At 65.5% G+C, this 13,361-nt stretch carries 13 protein-coding genes; 8 read left to right on the top strand and 5 right to left on the bottom strand.

The window, feature by feature from the left end; genetic code table 11:
- Nucleotides 1-227 precede the first annotated feature (227 nt).
- A complete protein-coding gene (locus DCM79_RS07830) occupies nt 228-1,028 on the top strand; it encodes an SDR family oxidoreductase (protein ID WP_257179395.1) in 801 nt (266 codons plus the stop codon).
- A 194-nt stretch (nt 1,029-1,222) separates the two neighbouring features.
- Here the strand turns inward: DCM79_RS07830 and boxB are convergent, their stop codons facing one another.
- From boxB to DCM79_RS07810, 4 genes are all read right to left on the bottom strand, one after another.
- Nucleotides 1,223-2,674: a benzoyl-CoA 2,3-epoxidase subunit BoxB gene (gene boxB, locus DCM79_RS07825; RefSeq protein WP_257179394.1), complete on the bottom strand. Its 1,452-nt coding sequence runs from the start codon at nt 2,672-2,674 to the stop codon at nt 1,223-1,225.
- A 151-nt stretch (nt 2,675-2,825) separates the two neighbouring features.
- Entirely contained in the window at nt 2,826-4,514 is a 1,689-nt protein-coding gene (gene boxC / locus DCM79_RS07820) for a 2,3-epoxybenzoyl-CoA dihydrolase (protein ID WP_257179393.1), read from the bottom strand.
- A gap of 133 nt (nt 4,515-4,647) precedes the next feature.
- Nucleotides 4,648-5,466, bottom strand: coding sequence for an alpha/beta fold hydrolase (locus DCM79_RS07815; protein ID WP_257179392.1), 819 nt, complete (start codon nt 5,464-5,466; stop codon nt 4,648-4,650).
- A gap of 116 nt (nt 5,467-5,582) precedes the next feature.
- The gene (locus tag DCM79_RS07810; RefSeq protein ID WP_257179391.1) at nt 5,583-7,124 is read right to left on the bottom strand and encodes a benzoate-CoA ligase family protein; all 1,542 of its coding nucleotides are present in this window, start codon (nt 7,122-7,124) and stop codon (nt 5,583-5,585) included.
- 121 nt (nt 7,125-7,245) lie between these two features.
- Here DCM79_RS07810 and DCM79_RS07805 point away from each other — a divergent pair, with 121 nt between their 5' ends.
- The 6 genes from DCM79_RS07805 to DCM79_RS07780 all read left to right on the top strand — a co-directional run bounded on the left by DCM79_RS07805 (nt 7,246) and on the right by DCM79_RS07780 (nt 10,956).
- The gene (locus DCM79_RS07805; RefSeq protein ID WP_257179390.1) at nt 7,246-8,154 is read left to right on the top strand and encodes a helix-turn-helix transcriptional regulator; all 909 of its coding nucleotides are present in this window, start codon (nt 7,246-7,248) and stop codon (nt 8,152-8,154) included.
- A 247-nt stretch (nt 8,155-8,401) separates the two neighbouring features.
- A complete protein-coding gene (locus DCM79_RS07800) occupies nt 8,402-8,797 on the top strand; it encodes a group II truncated hemoglobin (RefSeq protein WP_257179388.1) in 396 nt (131 codons plus the stop codon).
- A 94-nt stretch (nt 8,798-8,891) separates the two neighbouring features.
- A complete protein-coding gene (locus DCM79_RS07795; RefSeq protein ID WP_257179387.1) occupies nt 8,892-9,572 on the top strand; it encodes a transglutaminase family protein in 681 nt (226 codons plus the stop codon).
- Between the two features lie 4 nt (nt 9,573-9,576).
- Complete coding sequence (locus DCM79_RS07790) at nt 9,577-10,017, top strand: hypothetical protein (protein ID WP_257179385.1); 441 nt, start codon at nt 9,577-9,579, stop codon at nt 10,015-10,017.
- A 6-nt stretch (nt 10,018-10,023) separates the two neighbouring features.
- Nucleotides 10,024-10,404 carry an AraC family transcriptional regulator gene (locus DCM79_RS07785; RefSeq protein ID WP_257179384.1) on the top strand — a complete coding sequence of 127 codons (381 nt, stop codon included), beginning with the start codon at nt 10,024-10,026 and terminating at the stop codon, nt 10,402-10,404.
- 117 nt (nt 10,405-10,521) lie between these two features.
- Entirely contained in the window at nt 10,522-10,956 is a 435-nt protein-coding gene (locus tag DCM79_RS07780) for a VOC family protein (RefSeq protein WP_257179383.1), read from the top strand.
- A gap of 40 nt (nt 10,957-10,996) precedes the next feature.
- Here the strand turns inward: DCM79_RS07780 and DCM79_RS07775 are convergent, their stop codons facing one another.
- The gene (locus DCM79_RS07775; protein ID WP_257179382.1) at nt 10,997-11,782 is read right to left on the bottom strand and encodes an IclR family transcriptional regulator C-terminal domain-containing protein; all 786 of its coding nucleotides are present in this window, start codon (nt 11,780-11,782) and stop codon (nt 10,997-10,999) included.
- A 112-nt stretch (nt 11,783-11,894) separates the two neighbouring features.
- On the opposite strand from DCM79_RS07775, the gene DCM79_RS07770 reads away from it, so the two are divergent.
- On the top strand, nt 11,895-13,253 hold the full coding sequence (locus DCM79_RS07770; protein ID WP_257179381.1) for an aromatic ring-hydroxylating dioxygenase subunit alpha: 1,359 nt from the start codon (nt 11,895-11,897) through the stop codon (nt 13,251-13,253).
- Nucleotides 13,254-13,361: the final 108 nt, after the last annotated feature.

Below are 13,361 nucleotides of genomic sequence, written 5' to 3'. Positions count from 1 at the left end.
CCTGCGCACGCAGGGATCCATACCGCGGAATTTTTTCGATCGTGATCGGTGGGCGCACCAAACGACGAGTCTTCGTCAAACTACTCCCTGGGGTTATGGGTCCCCGCGTGCGCGGGGACGACACTGAATTTGTAGGACTGATGTCGCGTCACACTCGCATATCATCAGCCCCTTCCTTGACTCCCCTTGCCGCCCCGCCCAAAACAGCGCCAACCAAGGGAGGCCTCATGTTCAACGACCTGTTCTCGCTCAAAGGCCGCGTCGCGCTGGTGACCGGCGGCTCGCGCGGCATCGGCAAGATGATCGCGGCGGGGTTTCTCGGCGCCGGCGCCGCCAAGGTCTACGTCACCGCGCGCAAGGCCGGGCCGTGCGAGGCGACCGCCAAGGAGCTCACCGCGCAATATGACGGCGAGTGCATCGCACTGCCGATCGACATCTCTACCGTCGAAGGCTGCGACCGGCTGGCTTCCGAGATCATCAAGCTGGAGCCGAAGCTCGACATCCTCGTCAACAATGCCGGCGCGGCCTGGGGCGCGGAGTTCGACGAATTTCCCGAAAGCGGCTGGGACAAGGTGATGGACCTCAACGTCAAGTCGCTGTTCTTCCTGACCAAGGCCCTGGCGAAACCGTTGCGCGCGGCCGCAAGCGCCGAACGTCCGGCCAAGGTGATCAACATCGCCTCGGTCGACGGCATCTTCGTCAACCCGGGCGAGACCTATTCCTATGCCGCCAGCAAGGCCGCGGTGATCCACCTGACGCGGCGCATGGCCACCAAGCTGATCAAGGACAACATCAACGTCACCGCGATCGCGCCGGGCGCCTTCAAGTCCGACATGAACCGGGCCGCGCGCGACCACGGCGACGAGGTCGCCCAGCGCATTCCGGCGCGGCGGATCGGAAGCGACGAGGACATGGCGGGTGTGGCGATCTATCTCGCCTCGCGCGCGGGCGATTACGTCGTCGGCAACACCATCGCGGTCGACGGCGGCGTGGTGTACGCGAATGCGGGGCTGGAGATCGCGGGGTAGGCGCGAGCTGCTGCAAGGTCGCGCGCCATTTGCGACGCGTGAGGTCTGCTCCCTCGCCCCGCTCTTGCGGGGAGAGGGTTGGGGTGAGGGGCCTCTCTCCCCACGGGAGATAGTCGCCGCACCTGTACCCCCTCACCCGGATCACATCTGCGATGTGATCCGACCTCTCCCGCAAGCGGGGAGAGGTAAGAAAGCTACGACTCGATCTTCACGTATTCGAAATCGCCGGGCTTGTTGTCGATGCCGACCTTCGGCGGCGAGATCCAGGAGGCGTACTTGCCGGTCTCGGTGACGGGCTGCATCAGCGAGGTGATGAAGTCGCCGTCGCTGCCCGAGGGCAGCCACTCGTCCTTACGCCGGGCCCAGGTGGCATCGTCGATCAGGATGCCGTCGGGCGTGGCGTGCACGTCCTTGAACTCGCCGATGTGGCGGTGGAAGGCGACGTTGGGAAGCGTCAGCTTGAAGTCGTAGCCCGCGGTCGAGATCACCTTGTTCCAGCGCAGCATGCCCTTGACGCAGTCCTGGCTGTAATCGTCGCGCAGGCGCATGTTGAGCGCGGTCAGCGCCGGTTCGTCGACCAGCTTGATCTCGCCGTTGATGAACTTCAGCACCGGATAGGTAGCGTTCTTGAGCTGGTGGTCGTCCTCGATCTGGGTCTCGTGATAGCGGCCCTTGATGCCGGCGTTGAAGGCGTTCGCCGCGTTGGTCGAGACCTCCGAGCCGAACAGGTCGAGCGACAGCGTGTAGTGCAGGTTCAGCTTCTTCTGGATGGTCGGCAGGTCGATCACCCCGAGCGCGCGCACCTTGGCGATGTCGGTGGGATCGGTGATGCCGGCCGCGCGCATCGCATCGCAGGTGCGCTGCACAACGCGGGTGATGCCGGTCTCGCCGACGAACATGTGGTGCGCTTCCTCGGTCAGCATGAAGCGGCAGGTGCGCGACAGCGGATCGAAGCCGGACTGCGCGAGGCTGTGCAGCTGCATCTTGCCGTCGCGATCGGTGAAATAGGTGAACATGAAGAAGGACAGCCAGTCCGGCGTCGCCTCGTTGAAGGCACCGAGCATGCGCGGCGCATCGGCATCGCCGGAGCGGCGGCGCAAGAGGTCGTCGGCCTCCTCGCGGCCGTCGCGGCCGAAATATTTCTGCAGCAAGTAGACCATGGCCCAGAGGTGACGGCCTTCCTCGACATTGACCTGGAACAGGTTGCGCATGTCGTAGAGCGAGGGCGCGGTCTTGCCGAGATGGCGCTGCTGCTCGACCGAGGCCGGCTCGGTGTCGCCCTGGATCACGATCAGGCGGCGCAGCATGGCGCGATGCTCGCCCGGGACTTCCTGCCAGGCCGGCTCGCCGTAGTGCTCACCGAACGGCACGACGCGATTCTCTTCCTGCGGGGCAAGGAGGATGCCCCAGCGATATTCGGGCATGCGGACGTAATCGAACTTGGCCCAGCCGCGCGGATCAACGGAATAGGCGGTGCGCAAGTACACCAGCGATTCCTGGAAGCCTTCCGGCCCCATGTCGCTCCACCAGTCCATGTAGCCGGGATGCCAGCCCTCCAGCGCTTTCAGCACCTGGCGGTCTTCGGCGAGATTGACGTTGTTCGGAATCTTGGTCGAGTAGTCGACGTTCATGATGTTCATGTTCATGGCCGTGCTCTCCTTGTTCGGTCTCCTGTCCCGGCCGCTGCGCAGCGCGAAGCGGTGCGCTGCTGAGCCGGGACCCATTGTCTCGTCGCTCTGGGTCCCGGTTCTGCGCAGCGGCACTTCGTGCCGCAGCGCGCCCGGGACACGAACGTCGCTATACCCGTGTCATATCGAATTTCGGCTTCTGGCCGCTGCCGTAGCGGCGCAGCGCGCCTTCCTCGCCGACCGCGTTGGGGCGCTGGAAGATCCAGTTCTGCCACGCCGTGAGGCGGGAGAAGATCTTCGATTCCATCGTCTCGGGGCCGACGAAGCGCAGGCTCGCCTCCATGCCGGTGAGACTGTCGGGCGAGAAGCTGGCGCGCTCCTCCAGGAACACACGGACCTCGTCGTCCCAATCGATGTCGTCGAGCGCGAAGGTGACGAGGCCGAGCTCCTCGGCCTGCTCGGCGTCGAGGCTGGTGCCGAGCGTCGCTTCGGCGCGCTCCACATCGGAGGGATCGGCTTGGAAGCGCGATTGCAGCCGGGTCAGGCCGTGGCTCATCGGATACGGGCCGAAATTCATGGCGGACAGCTCGATCGACGGCGGCGGGCGATTGTCGCCCTGGCGCGTGCCGATCAGCATGTAGGAGCGGTCGGCGGCGAACACGAGCTCGGCCAGCGTGCCGGCAAAGCAGGAGCCGGGCTCGACCAGCGTCACCAGCGTGCGCGAGGTGACGTCGATGCGCTTGAGCACGCGCTTCCAATAATGCCTGATCTCGTTGACCAGCCAGTGCGCCTTGTTGGCTTCGAGGAAAGCATCGCAAGCGAGCACATGGGCGCGGTCGCCATGGCTCTTGAACACCAGCATGGCGATCTCGAGCTCGTTGATGCGCAAATGCAGGATGGCGTCGTCGAGCTCGCGCGCGACTTGCAACGGCCAGAACACGGCGCCCTGCGCCATCATTCCGTCGATGTCGGCGGGCGGCGCGACCTCCGGCGCCTTGATCGAGATGGTCGCGATGCGCGCCGCGCGATCGATGTCGACGGTGACGAAGCCGTAGCGAATGCTGTTTTGGTCGATCACGCGATTGAGCCGCGTCAGCGCGATGCCCTTGCCGCTGCCTTTGCGCATCGAAGCGGCCGCGAACTCCTTGGCGCGCTCCGCAATCTTGGCCTCGAGCTTGGAGTTCGGCGCGATCTCGTCGACGAGGCGCCATTGCACGGCGCGCTTACCCTTCACGCCTTCCTCGATGGTGCAGAAGAAATCGGCGTGGTCGCGGCGCACCTTGCGCTTGTCGACGACGCGGGTGAGGCCGCCAGTACCCGGCAGCACCGCGAGCAGCGGCACTTCGGGCAGCGCCACGGCGGAGGAGCCGTCGTCGGCCAGGATGATGTGGTCGGTCGCGAGCGCCAGCTCATAGCCGCCGCCGGCGGCCGAGCCATTCACCACGGTGATGAAGCGCTGGCCGGAATTCTCCGAGGAATCTTCCATGCCGTTGCGGGTCTCGTTGGTGAACTTGCAGAAATTCACCTTGTGGGCATGGGTGGAGCCCGCCAGCATGCGGATGTTGGCGCCGGCGCAGAACACGCGGTTCTTGGCCGAGCGCATCACCACGACCTTCACTTCCGGATGCTCGAAGCGCAGACGCTGGACCGCATCGGCCAGTTCGATGTCGACGCCGAGATCGTAGGAGTTGAGCTTGAGCAGGTAGCCCTCGAACAGGCCGCCATTCTCGTCGACGTCCATGGTCAGCGTCGCGACGTCGCCCTCGACCACGAGCTTCCAGTGCTTGTAGCGGGACGGTTCGGTCTGGAAATCGATGAATGTCGCGCCGCCTGCGAGGCGCCGATCTTCCCCGGCCATGGGTCATCCCTGAGCTTGATTATGCATTTTCGCCGTAGCGTTAGATGCACAATAGTGCATATTTTTGAACGCGTCTAGCCCCTAACGGGGCTTACATGCATTTTGTTTCATGCGCAGCCGTTCTTTGCTGCCGTCACGCGGCGCGCCCTTGCAGGCCCTGGTCATCGCGCAGCGCCGCTCGTGCGAATTGCTCGACCGCTTCGAGCGTCGCCGCCGGGGCCTCGCGATGCGGGGAATGTCCTGCGCTTGGGATGACGGTCAGATCGACCGGGCAGTAGCACTCTTCCCGTGCGATCTCGGCCTGACGCAGGGTGCCGTATTGGTCGTCCGCGCCCTGCACGACCATGATGGGGACGCGGATATAGGCCAGGTAGTCCGAGATGTCCCAGTCGCGGAACTTCGGATCGAGCCAGGCGCCGTTCCAGCCGTAGAAGGCGTTGTCGACGTCCTTGTGCCAGCGCGCCAGTTTCGCCTTCAGGTCCGTGGTCTCGAACGTCGTCTTGATCGCGGCGATGGATTTGATCGAGATGTCCTCGACGATGAAATGCGGCGCGATCAGCACGAGACCGTTCAGGCGATGATCCTGATGCGCCCCGACATAGATGGTCGCGATCGAGGCGCCGTCGGAATGGCCGAGCAGAAGGCCGCGCTTGAAGCCGATCATGTCGAGCAGCTTCGGCAGCACGTCCAGCGCCTCGCGCTGCATGTAGTCGAGCGGCCGCGGCAGCGCCACGGGACTGGACTGGCCATAGCCCGCGCGCGAGTAGGCGAAGATGCCGGCGCCGGTGGCCTGCTGCAGCTTCTCCGGGAAGTCGCCCCAGAGCCCGACCGAGCCGAGGCCTTCATGCAGCATGACGATGGTCGGCGCATCGGCAGATTGCGGCGCGAGCCATTTGTATTCGAGGCTGGCGCTGCCGATGTCGAGGAAGCCGGTGGGGGTGAGGTTGGTCATTTCTGCGCTCTTCTCTCTCCGTCGTCATGCCCGTGCTTGACCCGGGCATCCACGCCTCTCCCAACACGCGGATGCACGTGGATGGCCGGGACAGGCCCGGCCATGACGACTCATTGCTAGTTCGCGCCCTCGCGCAGCTTGAACCGCTGGATCTTTCCCGTCGCGGTCTTCGGCAGCGACTCCACCACGTCGATCCAGCGCGGATATTTCCACGGGCCGATCTTGTGCTTGACGTGCTCCTTGAGCGTCTCCTGCAAATCCGTGGTCTTTGCACCCGGGCGCAGCACCACGAAGGCCTTCGGTTTCAAGAGGCCTTCCGGATCGGCTTCCGGTATCACGGCGGCCTCCAGCACGGCGGGATGCGTGATCAGCGCGCTCTCGACCTCGAACGGCGAGACCCAGATGCCGGAGACCTTGAACATGTCGTCGGCGCGGCCGCAGAAGGTGTAGCGGCCATCGCTATCGCGGACATATTTGTCGCCGGTGCGGGTCCAGGGTCCCTCGAAGGTGCGGCGGCTCTTGTGGCGCTGATTCCAGTAGCCCTCGCCGGCCGAGGGCGCATCGACCAGGAGCTCGCCGACCTCGCCGTCAGCGACGTCCTGCCCGGCTTCGTTGACGAGCCGCACCGCATAGCCCGGCACCGGCTTGCCGGAGGAGCCGTATTTGATGTCGCCGGGCGCGTTCGACAGGAAGATGTGCAACAGCTCGGTCGAGCCGACGCCGTCGAGGATGTCGACGCCGAAGCGCGCCTTCCAGTTGTTGCCGACCGATTCCGGCAGCGCCTCGCCGGCCGAGGTGCAGATGCGCAGGGCCTTGCCGCCGCGCTCGGCCTTCATGGTCTCGTCGTTGAGCATCGCCGCGAACAAGGTCGGCACGCCGTAGAAGATCGAGGGGTTGTAGCGGTTCATCAGGTCGAACATGCGCGCCGGCGTCGGCCGCTCGCTGTTGAGGATGACGCTGGCGCCGACCGACATCGGGAAGGTCAGCGCATTGCCGAGGCCATAGGCGAAGAACAGCTTCGCGGCGGACAGGCACACGTCGCTCTCGCGGATGCCGAGCACCTGCCTGGCGTAGGTGTCGGCGGTGGCCTGCAGATTGGAATGAATATGGCGCACGCCCTTGGGCATGCCGGTCGAGCCCGACGAGTAGAGCCAGAACGCCGGCTCGTCCGGATGCGTCGCGGCGGTGGTAAACTGGTCGCTCTCGCCGGCGATTTCTTCCGCGAGTTGCTTGTGGCCGTTCTGCTTGGCGCCGGAGACCACGACATGCTCGAGATCCGGCATGCGGCCGACGACGTCCTTGATGACGGAATAGAGCGCCTCGGACACGAACAGCACGCGCGCCCGGCAGTCGGCGAGGATGTAGGCGTACTGGTCCGCCGTCAGCAGCGTGTTGAGCGGCACCGGCACGATGCCGGCGCGGATCGCGCCCAGGAAGACGATCGGAAAATCGACCGTATCCAGCATGATCATCGCGACGCGCTCCTCACGGCGGACGCCGAGCCGGCGCAGCATGTTGGCGGCACGCCGGGTCTGTTGCTGGAGCTCGCCGTAGGTGAGCCGCGAGACCGTGTCGTCGAAGGCCAGCTTGTTGCCGCGGCCTTCGGCGACGTTACGGTCGAGCAGCCAGGTCACCGCGTTATAGGATCCCTCGCTCACGGACATCTCCCCCGAATTTAGAATTATAATTCATAGAAAGACACCGCGTCGGCTTGCTGTCAATGCCAGCAGGCACTATGTTTCATTAAAACGCGCCGCAGGCCCCCTGTAAAGAAGGCTCATGAGCGAAAGTCCCGACGCCGAATCCCGCTTCCTCGAACAGCTCGGCCAGCGCGTGCGCACCATGCGCGCACTGCGCGGCATGTCGCGCAAGGTGCTCGCCAAGGTATCGGGGATCTCGGAGCGCTACATCGCCCAGCTCGAAAGCGGCAAGGGCAATGTCTCCATCGTGCTGCTGCGCCGCGTCTCGGACGCGATGGGCGCGCATCTCGAGGACCTGCTTCCCTCGGCCGAGCCGACACCGGACTGGCAGATGTTTCGCGATCTCCTGCGCAAGGCGACGCCGGCACAGATCGCGCAAGCCAAGGATCTGCTCGCCGGGGGCAGTGCCACCGCGCCGCGGCGCGCGCCGTTCTGCGGCATCGCGCTGATCGGCCTGCGCGGCGCCGGCAAGTCCACGCTCGGGCGGATGCTGGCGAAGAAGATCGGCTGGAGCTTCGTCGAGCTCAACAAGGAGGTCGAGCAGCAGAACGGGCTCTCGGTCGCCGAGATCATCGCGCTGTACGGCCAGGAGGGCTTTCGCCGCATGGAGCAGGCGGCGCTGCAGCAGCTGCTGGCGCGCAACGAGCTGATGGTGCTGGCGACCGGCGGCGGCATCGTCTCGGAGCCGCTGACCTTCGACCAGATCCTGACCTCGTTCTACACGATCTGGCTCAAGGCCGAGCCCGAGGAGCACATGGCCCGCGTCCGTCGCCAGGGCGATCTGCGCCCGATGGCGGACGACCGCTCCGCCATGGCGGAGCTGCGCAACATCCTGCTCAGTCGCGAACCGCTGTATTCGCGCGCGACCGCGGTGGTGGATACCGCGGGGCTGTCGGTCGATGCGGCCGCGGCCCGGCTGATCGATGCGGTGCGCCCGGTGCTGCAGAACGAAGCCCGCAGCTTCGGCCTGCGCAGCGTGGCGCTGTAGGGCGAGCTGTATCCAATTGCTCCGTTGTCGTCCCGGACAAGCGTAAGCGCAGGTCCGGGACCCATACCCCCAGGGAGAAGTTGTTGCGCGAGCTGGCAACCACGAGTCTTCGCAAAACAACTCCCTGTGGTTATGGGTCCCGGATCTGCGCGCGCTTGGGGCGCGCTTGTCCGGGACGACAGCGAGGGCTTTGCGCGACCTCCGGCAACACCATATCAACGCCCAGCAGCAAGCCTTGGAACAACCAATGACCGCCACCGACGTCACCACCTCCATGTTCGAGCGGATCGGCGGCAGCGCTGCGATCGAGGCCCTGGTCGACCGCTTCTACGATCGCATGGAGACGCTGCCGGAGGCGAAGGTGATCCGCGCCATGCATGCCGACGACCTCGGCCTGATCAGGGACGTGTTGAAGCGCTATCTCACCGAATGGACCGGCGGACCGCGCCTCTATACCCCCGAGAAGGGTCATCCGCGGCTGCGCCAGCGCCATTTCGGCTTCGCCATTGGAGATGCCGAGCGCGACGCCTGGATGCTCTGCATGCGCGGCGCGATGGAGGAGACGATCACCGATGCCGCCGCGCGGCAGGAGCTCGACAAGGCGCTGTCCGGTCTCGCCGACTGGATGCGCAACCGGCAGTGAAGGGGCGGCAGCGCCTCGGCGCAAGTCGAACGCGCACCATGCACCCGTATCGTGTGAATTGAGTTCCGCGGCGATCGCCTGCTAAGCTCCAGGCATGACCGACATCCTCCCTGATACGATCCGCCGCCTCTACACCGATCCCGGCGAGTATATCGACAGCGATCATCCCACCGTGCAGCAATTCGCGACCGACGCCGTGCGCGCGGATGCTGGTACCCGCGAGAAGGCGAGCGTGCTCTACAAGGCGGTGCGCGACGGCATCCGCTACAATCCCTATGTCAGCATGCGCGTCGCAGAGACCTTTCGCGCCTCGAGCGTGCTCGCCGCGGGGCAAGGCTATTGCGTCGGCAAGGCCGCGCTCTATGCCGCCGCCTGCCGCGTCCACGGCATCCCCGCACGGGTCGGCTTTGCCGACGTGAAGAACCATCTCACCACCGAGAAGCTGCGCGCGAGCATGGGCACCGACATCTTCACCTGGCACGGCTTCACCGAGGTGCACGTCGATGGCGCCTGGCGCAAGGCGACGCCGACCTTCAACGACACGCTGTGCGCCAAGGTCGGCGTGGCGCCGCTCGATTTCGACGGCCACACCGACGCGCTGCTGCATCCCTTCGACGGCGCGGGCCGCGCCTACATGCAATACGTCAACGACCGCGGCAGCTATCACGACGTCCCGGCAAAATTCCTGATGCGCGAGATGGCGCGGGATTACGCCAACATGCAGGGCGAGGACCTGTCGGGCCGCGACATGGAGCGCGAAGCGGAGGGGCGGTAGCGCGATGGATGCAGGTCCCGATGTCATCCGTCGATCTGCCTCGCCACGCCTCGCGCGACTGGTCTCCAGCATCTCGTTCTACCGCGAACACGGCCTCGGCCTGGCCGCCTTCCGGCATGCCGCGCCGCTTGCGCTGCCTCTGCTGGTGAATTTGGGAACGCCCTTCCGTATTGCGCTCGGTCACCAGCCGGAGACTGCCGACGCGCGACCGAGTTTCGCGGCGGGACTCTTTCCCGGGCCGGTCCTGATCGAATCCGACGGCCATGCCGAATGCGTCCAGGTCGATTTCACGCCGCTCGGAGCGTATCGCTTCTTCGGGGGAGCGGTGCCCGATCTGACCGCGCGCATGGTCGGCCTGGACGACATATTGGGACGGGATGCCGAGCACCTCCGCGCCAGAGTGGCCGAGGCGGCCGGCTGGCAGCGGCGGTTCGAGATCGTGTAGCACTTCGTGCTTCGCCGCGCCGTGCACGAGCCCTCGCCGGCGGTGGCCTTCGCGCTGGAGACGCTCTGGCAACGCGCAGGGGCGGTCAGGATCGCCGACATCGCCTCCGACATCGGCTGGAGCCGCAAGCATCTCACGCGCCGCTTCCACAACGAGATCGGCGTTCCGCCGAAGACACTGGCCCAGATGCTGCGCTTTCATCGGGCCTGCGCGCTGGCCCGGATGGACGGCACAGGCGGCTGGGCTGCAATTGCCGCGGACGCAGGCTATGCGGACCAGGCGCACCTTGCCCGGGATTTCCGGATCTTCAGCGGCGAGACGCCGACAGCATGGGCCACGCGGCTCGATGGCGTCGATCCGCGCCTGATGCGGGACGGCGGGGGCTAGCACCTCGACAGCGCCGGACACGGGCAGGTCCCATTTATTCAAGCCGGCCGCTTTGATCCGGACTAGCGTCGGCGTCGCAACACGCTTGCCAGGACCTGCACGAACTTGGAGAATGTCATGAACCAGCCGAACGGCCACGAAGCACCGCGCCTCTACCACACCATGCGCTGCAAGGATGCGGAGGCGATGATCGCCTGGCTGAAGAACGTTCTCGGCTTCACTGAACGCGTGGTGTACCGCAAGGAGGGCACGGTCGTTCACGCCGAGCTGGCGTTCGGATCGTCGATCCTCATGCTGGGCGCGCATCGCGACGACGCCTACGCCAAGCAGGTTGGCAGCATCGGCGGCCGGCGGACGGATGCCGTCTACCTGGCCGTTGATGATCCCGACGCGCTCTATGAGAAGGTGAAAGCCGCAGGCGCGCCAATCGAGATGGAGCCCTGCACGACCGATTATGGCAGCCGTGATTTCGCCGCGCGCGATCCGGAGGGCGGGCTCTGGAGCTTTGGCACCTATTGGCCCAAGGTCGGTGAACAGCCGCTACCGGGATAGCCAAAGTTTCGACCGCAGCCGCAGGCGCGCCGAGACGCAGCTACAAGAGTTGCGAGCGGACGGAGTCCGCTCCCTCCCGGAGCAGCGGCAAGAATCTTTCGATCAATTCCTGCGCCGGCACGCGGTCAACATGGGCGCCCATGTTGATGGCGGCGACGATGACGCCGTCGTAACGGCGGACGGGGACGGAGATCGAGCGGAAATGCGGCTCGGCCTCGCGATCGACCAGGGAGTAGCCTTGGGCGCGGTCGGCGGCGATGCGCGCAAGCAGCGCCTTGGAATCTGTCACCGTCTGCGGCGTCAGCGCCTCGCACGCCATCGCCTTCAGGCGCTCAGCGAGATGCGCGTCGTCGAGCTGGCCCAGCATGGCGCGGCCGACCGAGGTGCAGAAGGCAGGCAGGCGATAGCCGATCTCCAATCCGCCCGAGAAAACCCGCGCCGGGCTGCCCCTCGCAATGAAGACGACGTCGTCACCATCGAGCACCGCGAGCGAGGAGATCTCGTTCGCCGCGGTCGCGACTCGATCGAGCATGGGCTGAAGCACGGCGACGAGCTGGTTGGAGCGCAGGTAGGACGCCGCCAGCGTCAGCACATGCGGGGTCAGCGAGAACAGCTTGCCATCGCCCGAGACATAGCCGCCGCGCTGGAGCGTGAACAGCATGCGCCGGGTTGTGGCGCGCGGCAGGTCGGCGGCGCGGGCGAGATCGCTCAGCGTCATCGGACCTGCATTCGTGCCGAAACATTGCAGCAGGCGCAGGCCGCGATCGAGCGCCTCGACGAAATCCGTCGCGCGCTCCTCGCTCTCGCTCCGCTTCAGCTTGGGCATAGTGATGGGACAATCCTGCAAAATAGTGCTTGCTGCCTTTGCAAGGCATGTCATAATTCGCCCATTCGTTCAATAGGCGAACAATCGCCACTCCACTGAGGATGCGACTGCCATGATGAGCCAGGAGCAGAACGACCTGATCACCCGCACCGGGCCGAAGGATCCGTGCGGCAGACTGATGCGGAGCTATTGGCAGCCAGCGGCGCTGGTGGACGAGCTCGAGGGCGCTCGCCCGATCCGCTCGGTCAAGCTGCTCGGCGAGAACCTGGTGCTGTTCCGTAACGAGACCGGACGCTACGGCCTGATGGATCGGCACTGCGCCCATCGGGGCGCCGATCTCGCCTTCGGCCGGCTCGAGCATGGCGGCCTGCGCTGCGCCTTCCACGGCTGGCTGTTCGACGCGAGCGGCCAGTGCATCGAGACGCCGGCCGAGCCGAAGGATTCGAAGCTCTGCCAGAACATCCGGCAGCGCTCCTATCCCGTGGTGGAGAAGAGCGGCATTCTCTGGGCCTATCTCGGCGAGGGCGAGCCGCCGGCCTTCCCGGAGATCGACTGTTTCGTCGCGCCCGGCACGCACACCTTTGCATTCAAGGGCCACATGGCCTGCAACTGGCTGCAGGCGCTGGAGGTCGGCATCGATCCCGCGCACGCCTCCTATCTGCATCGCTTCTTCGAGGACGAGGACACCTCCACGGCCTACGGCAAGCAATTCCGCGGCGCCTCCGCCGGGTCGGACCTGCCGATGACGAAGATTCTGCGCGAGTACGACCGCCCGATCATCAATGTCGAGCACACCGAATACGGCCTGCGCCTGATCGCGCTGCGCGAGATCGACGCGGAGCGCACCCATGTGCGCGTCACCAACCAGCTGTTCCCGCACGGCTTCGTCATCCCCATGAGCACGGAGATGACGATCACGCAATGGCACGTGCCGGTCGACGACGAGAACTGCTACTGGTACGCGATCTTCACCAGCTATTCGAACCCGGTCGACAAGCAGAAGATGCGCGACCAGCGGCTCGAGCTCTATGAATTGCCGGATTACAAGTCGCGCAAGAACAGTGCCAACGATTACGGCTTCGATCCGCACGAGCAGCAGACCGCGACCTACACCGGCATGGGCACCGACATCAACGTCCACGACCAATGGGCGGTGGAATCGATGGGCGCGATCCAGGACCGCACCAAGGAGCATCTCGGTTCGAGCGACAAGGCGATCGTGCAGTACCGCCGCCTGCTGCGGCAGGAGATCGAAAAGGTCAGGGGCGGCGAGAAGCCGATGCTGTTTCTGGACGAGGCCAATGCGCGCAGCATCCAGGGACCGGCGACCATGGACGGCATCGGCCCGACCCGGGGCTGGGAGACCTACTGGATGGAAGTCGACGTCAAGCGCCGCCGCGGCGCGCCCTGGACCGCGCCGGTGCCGAAGGAGATCGCGGACAACGTGCACAAGCTGACGGCGGCGGAGTGACGTTCGTGTCCCGCTGCCGTAGGGTGGGCAAAGGCGCAAAGCGCCGTGCCCACCATTTCTCCATGAATGATACAGATCGTGGGCACGCTTCGCTTTGCCCACCCTACG

The sequence above is a fragment of the Bradyrhizobium sp. WBOS07 genome, assembly GCF_024585165.1.
Classification (GTDB): domain Bacteria; phylum Pseudomonadota; class Alphaproteobacteria; order Rhizobiales; family Xanthobacteraceae; genus Bradyrhizobium; species Bradyrhizobium japonicum_B.
Note: the sequence above shows the minus strand (reverse complement) of the source record. Positions and strands in the feature narration are given on the sequence as shown.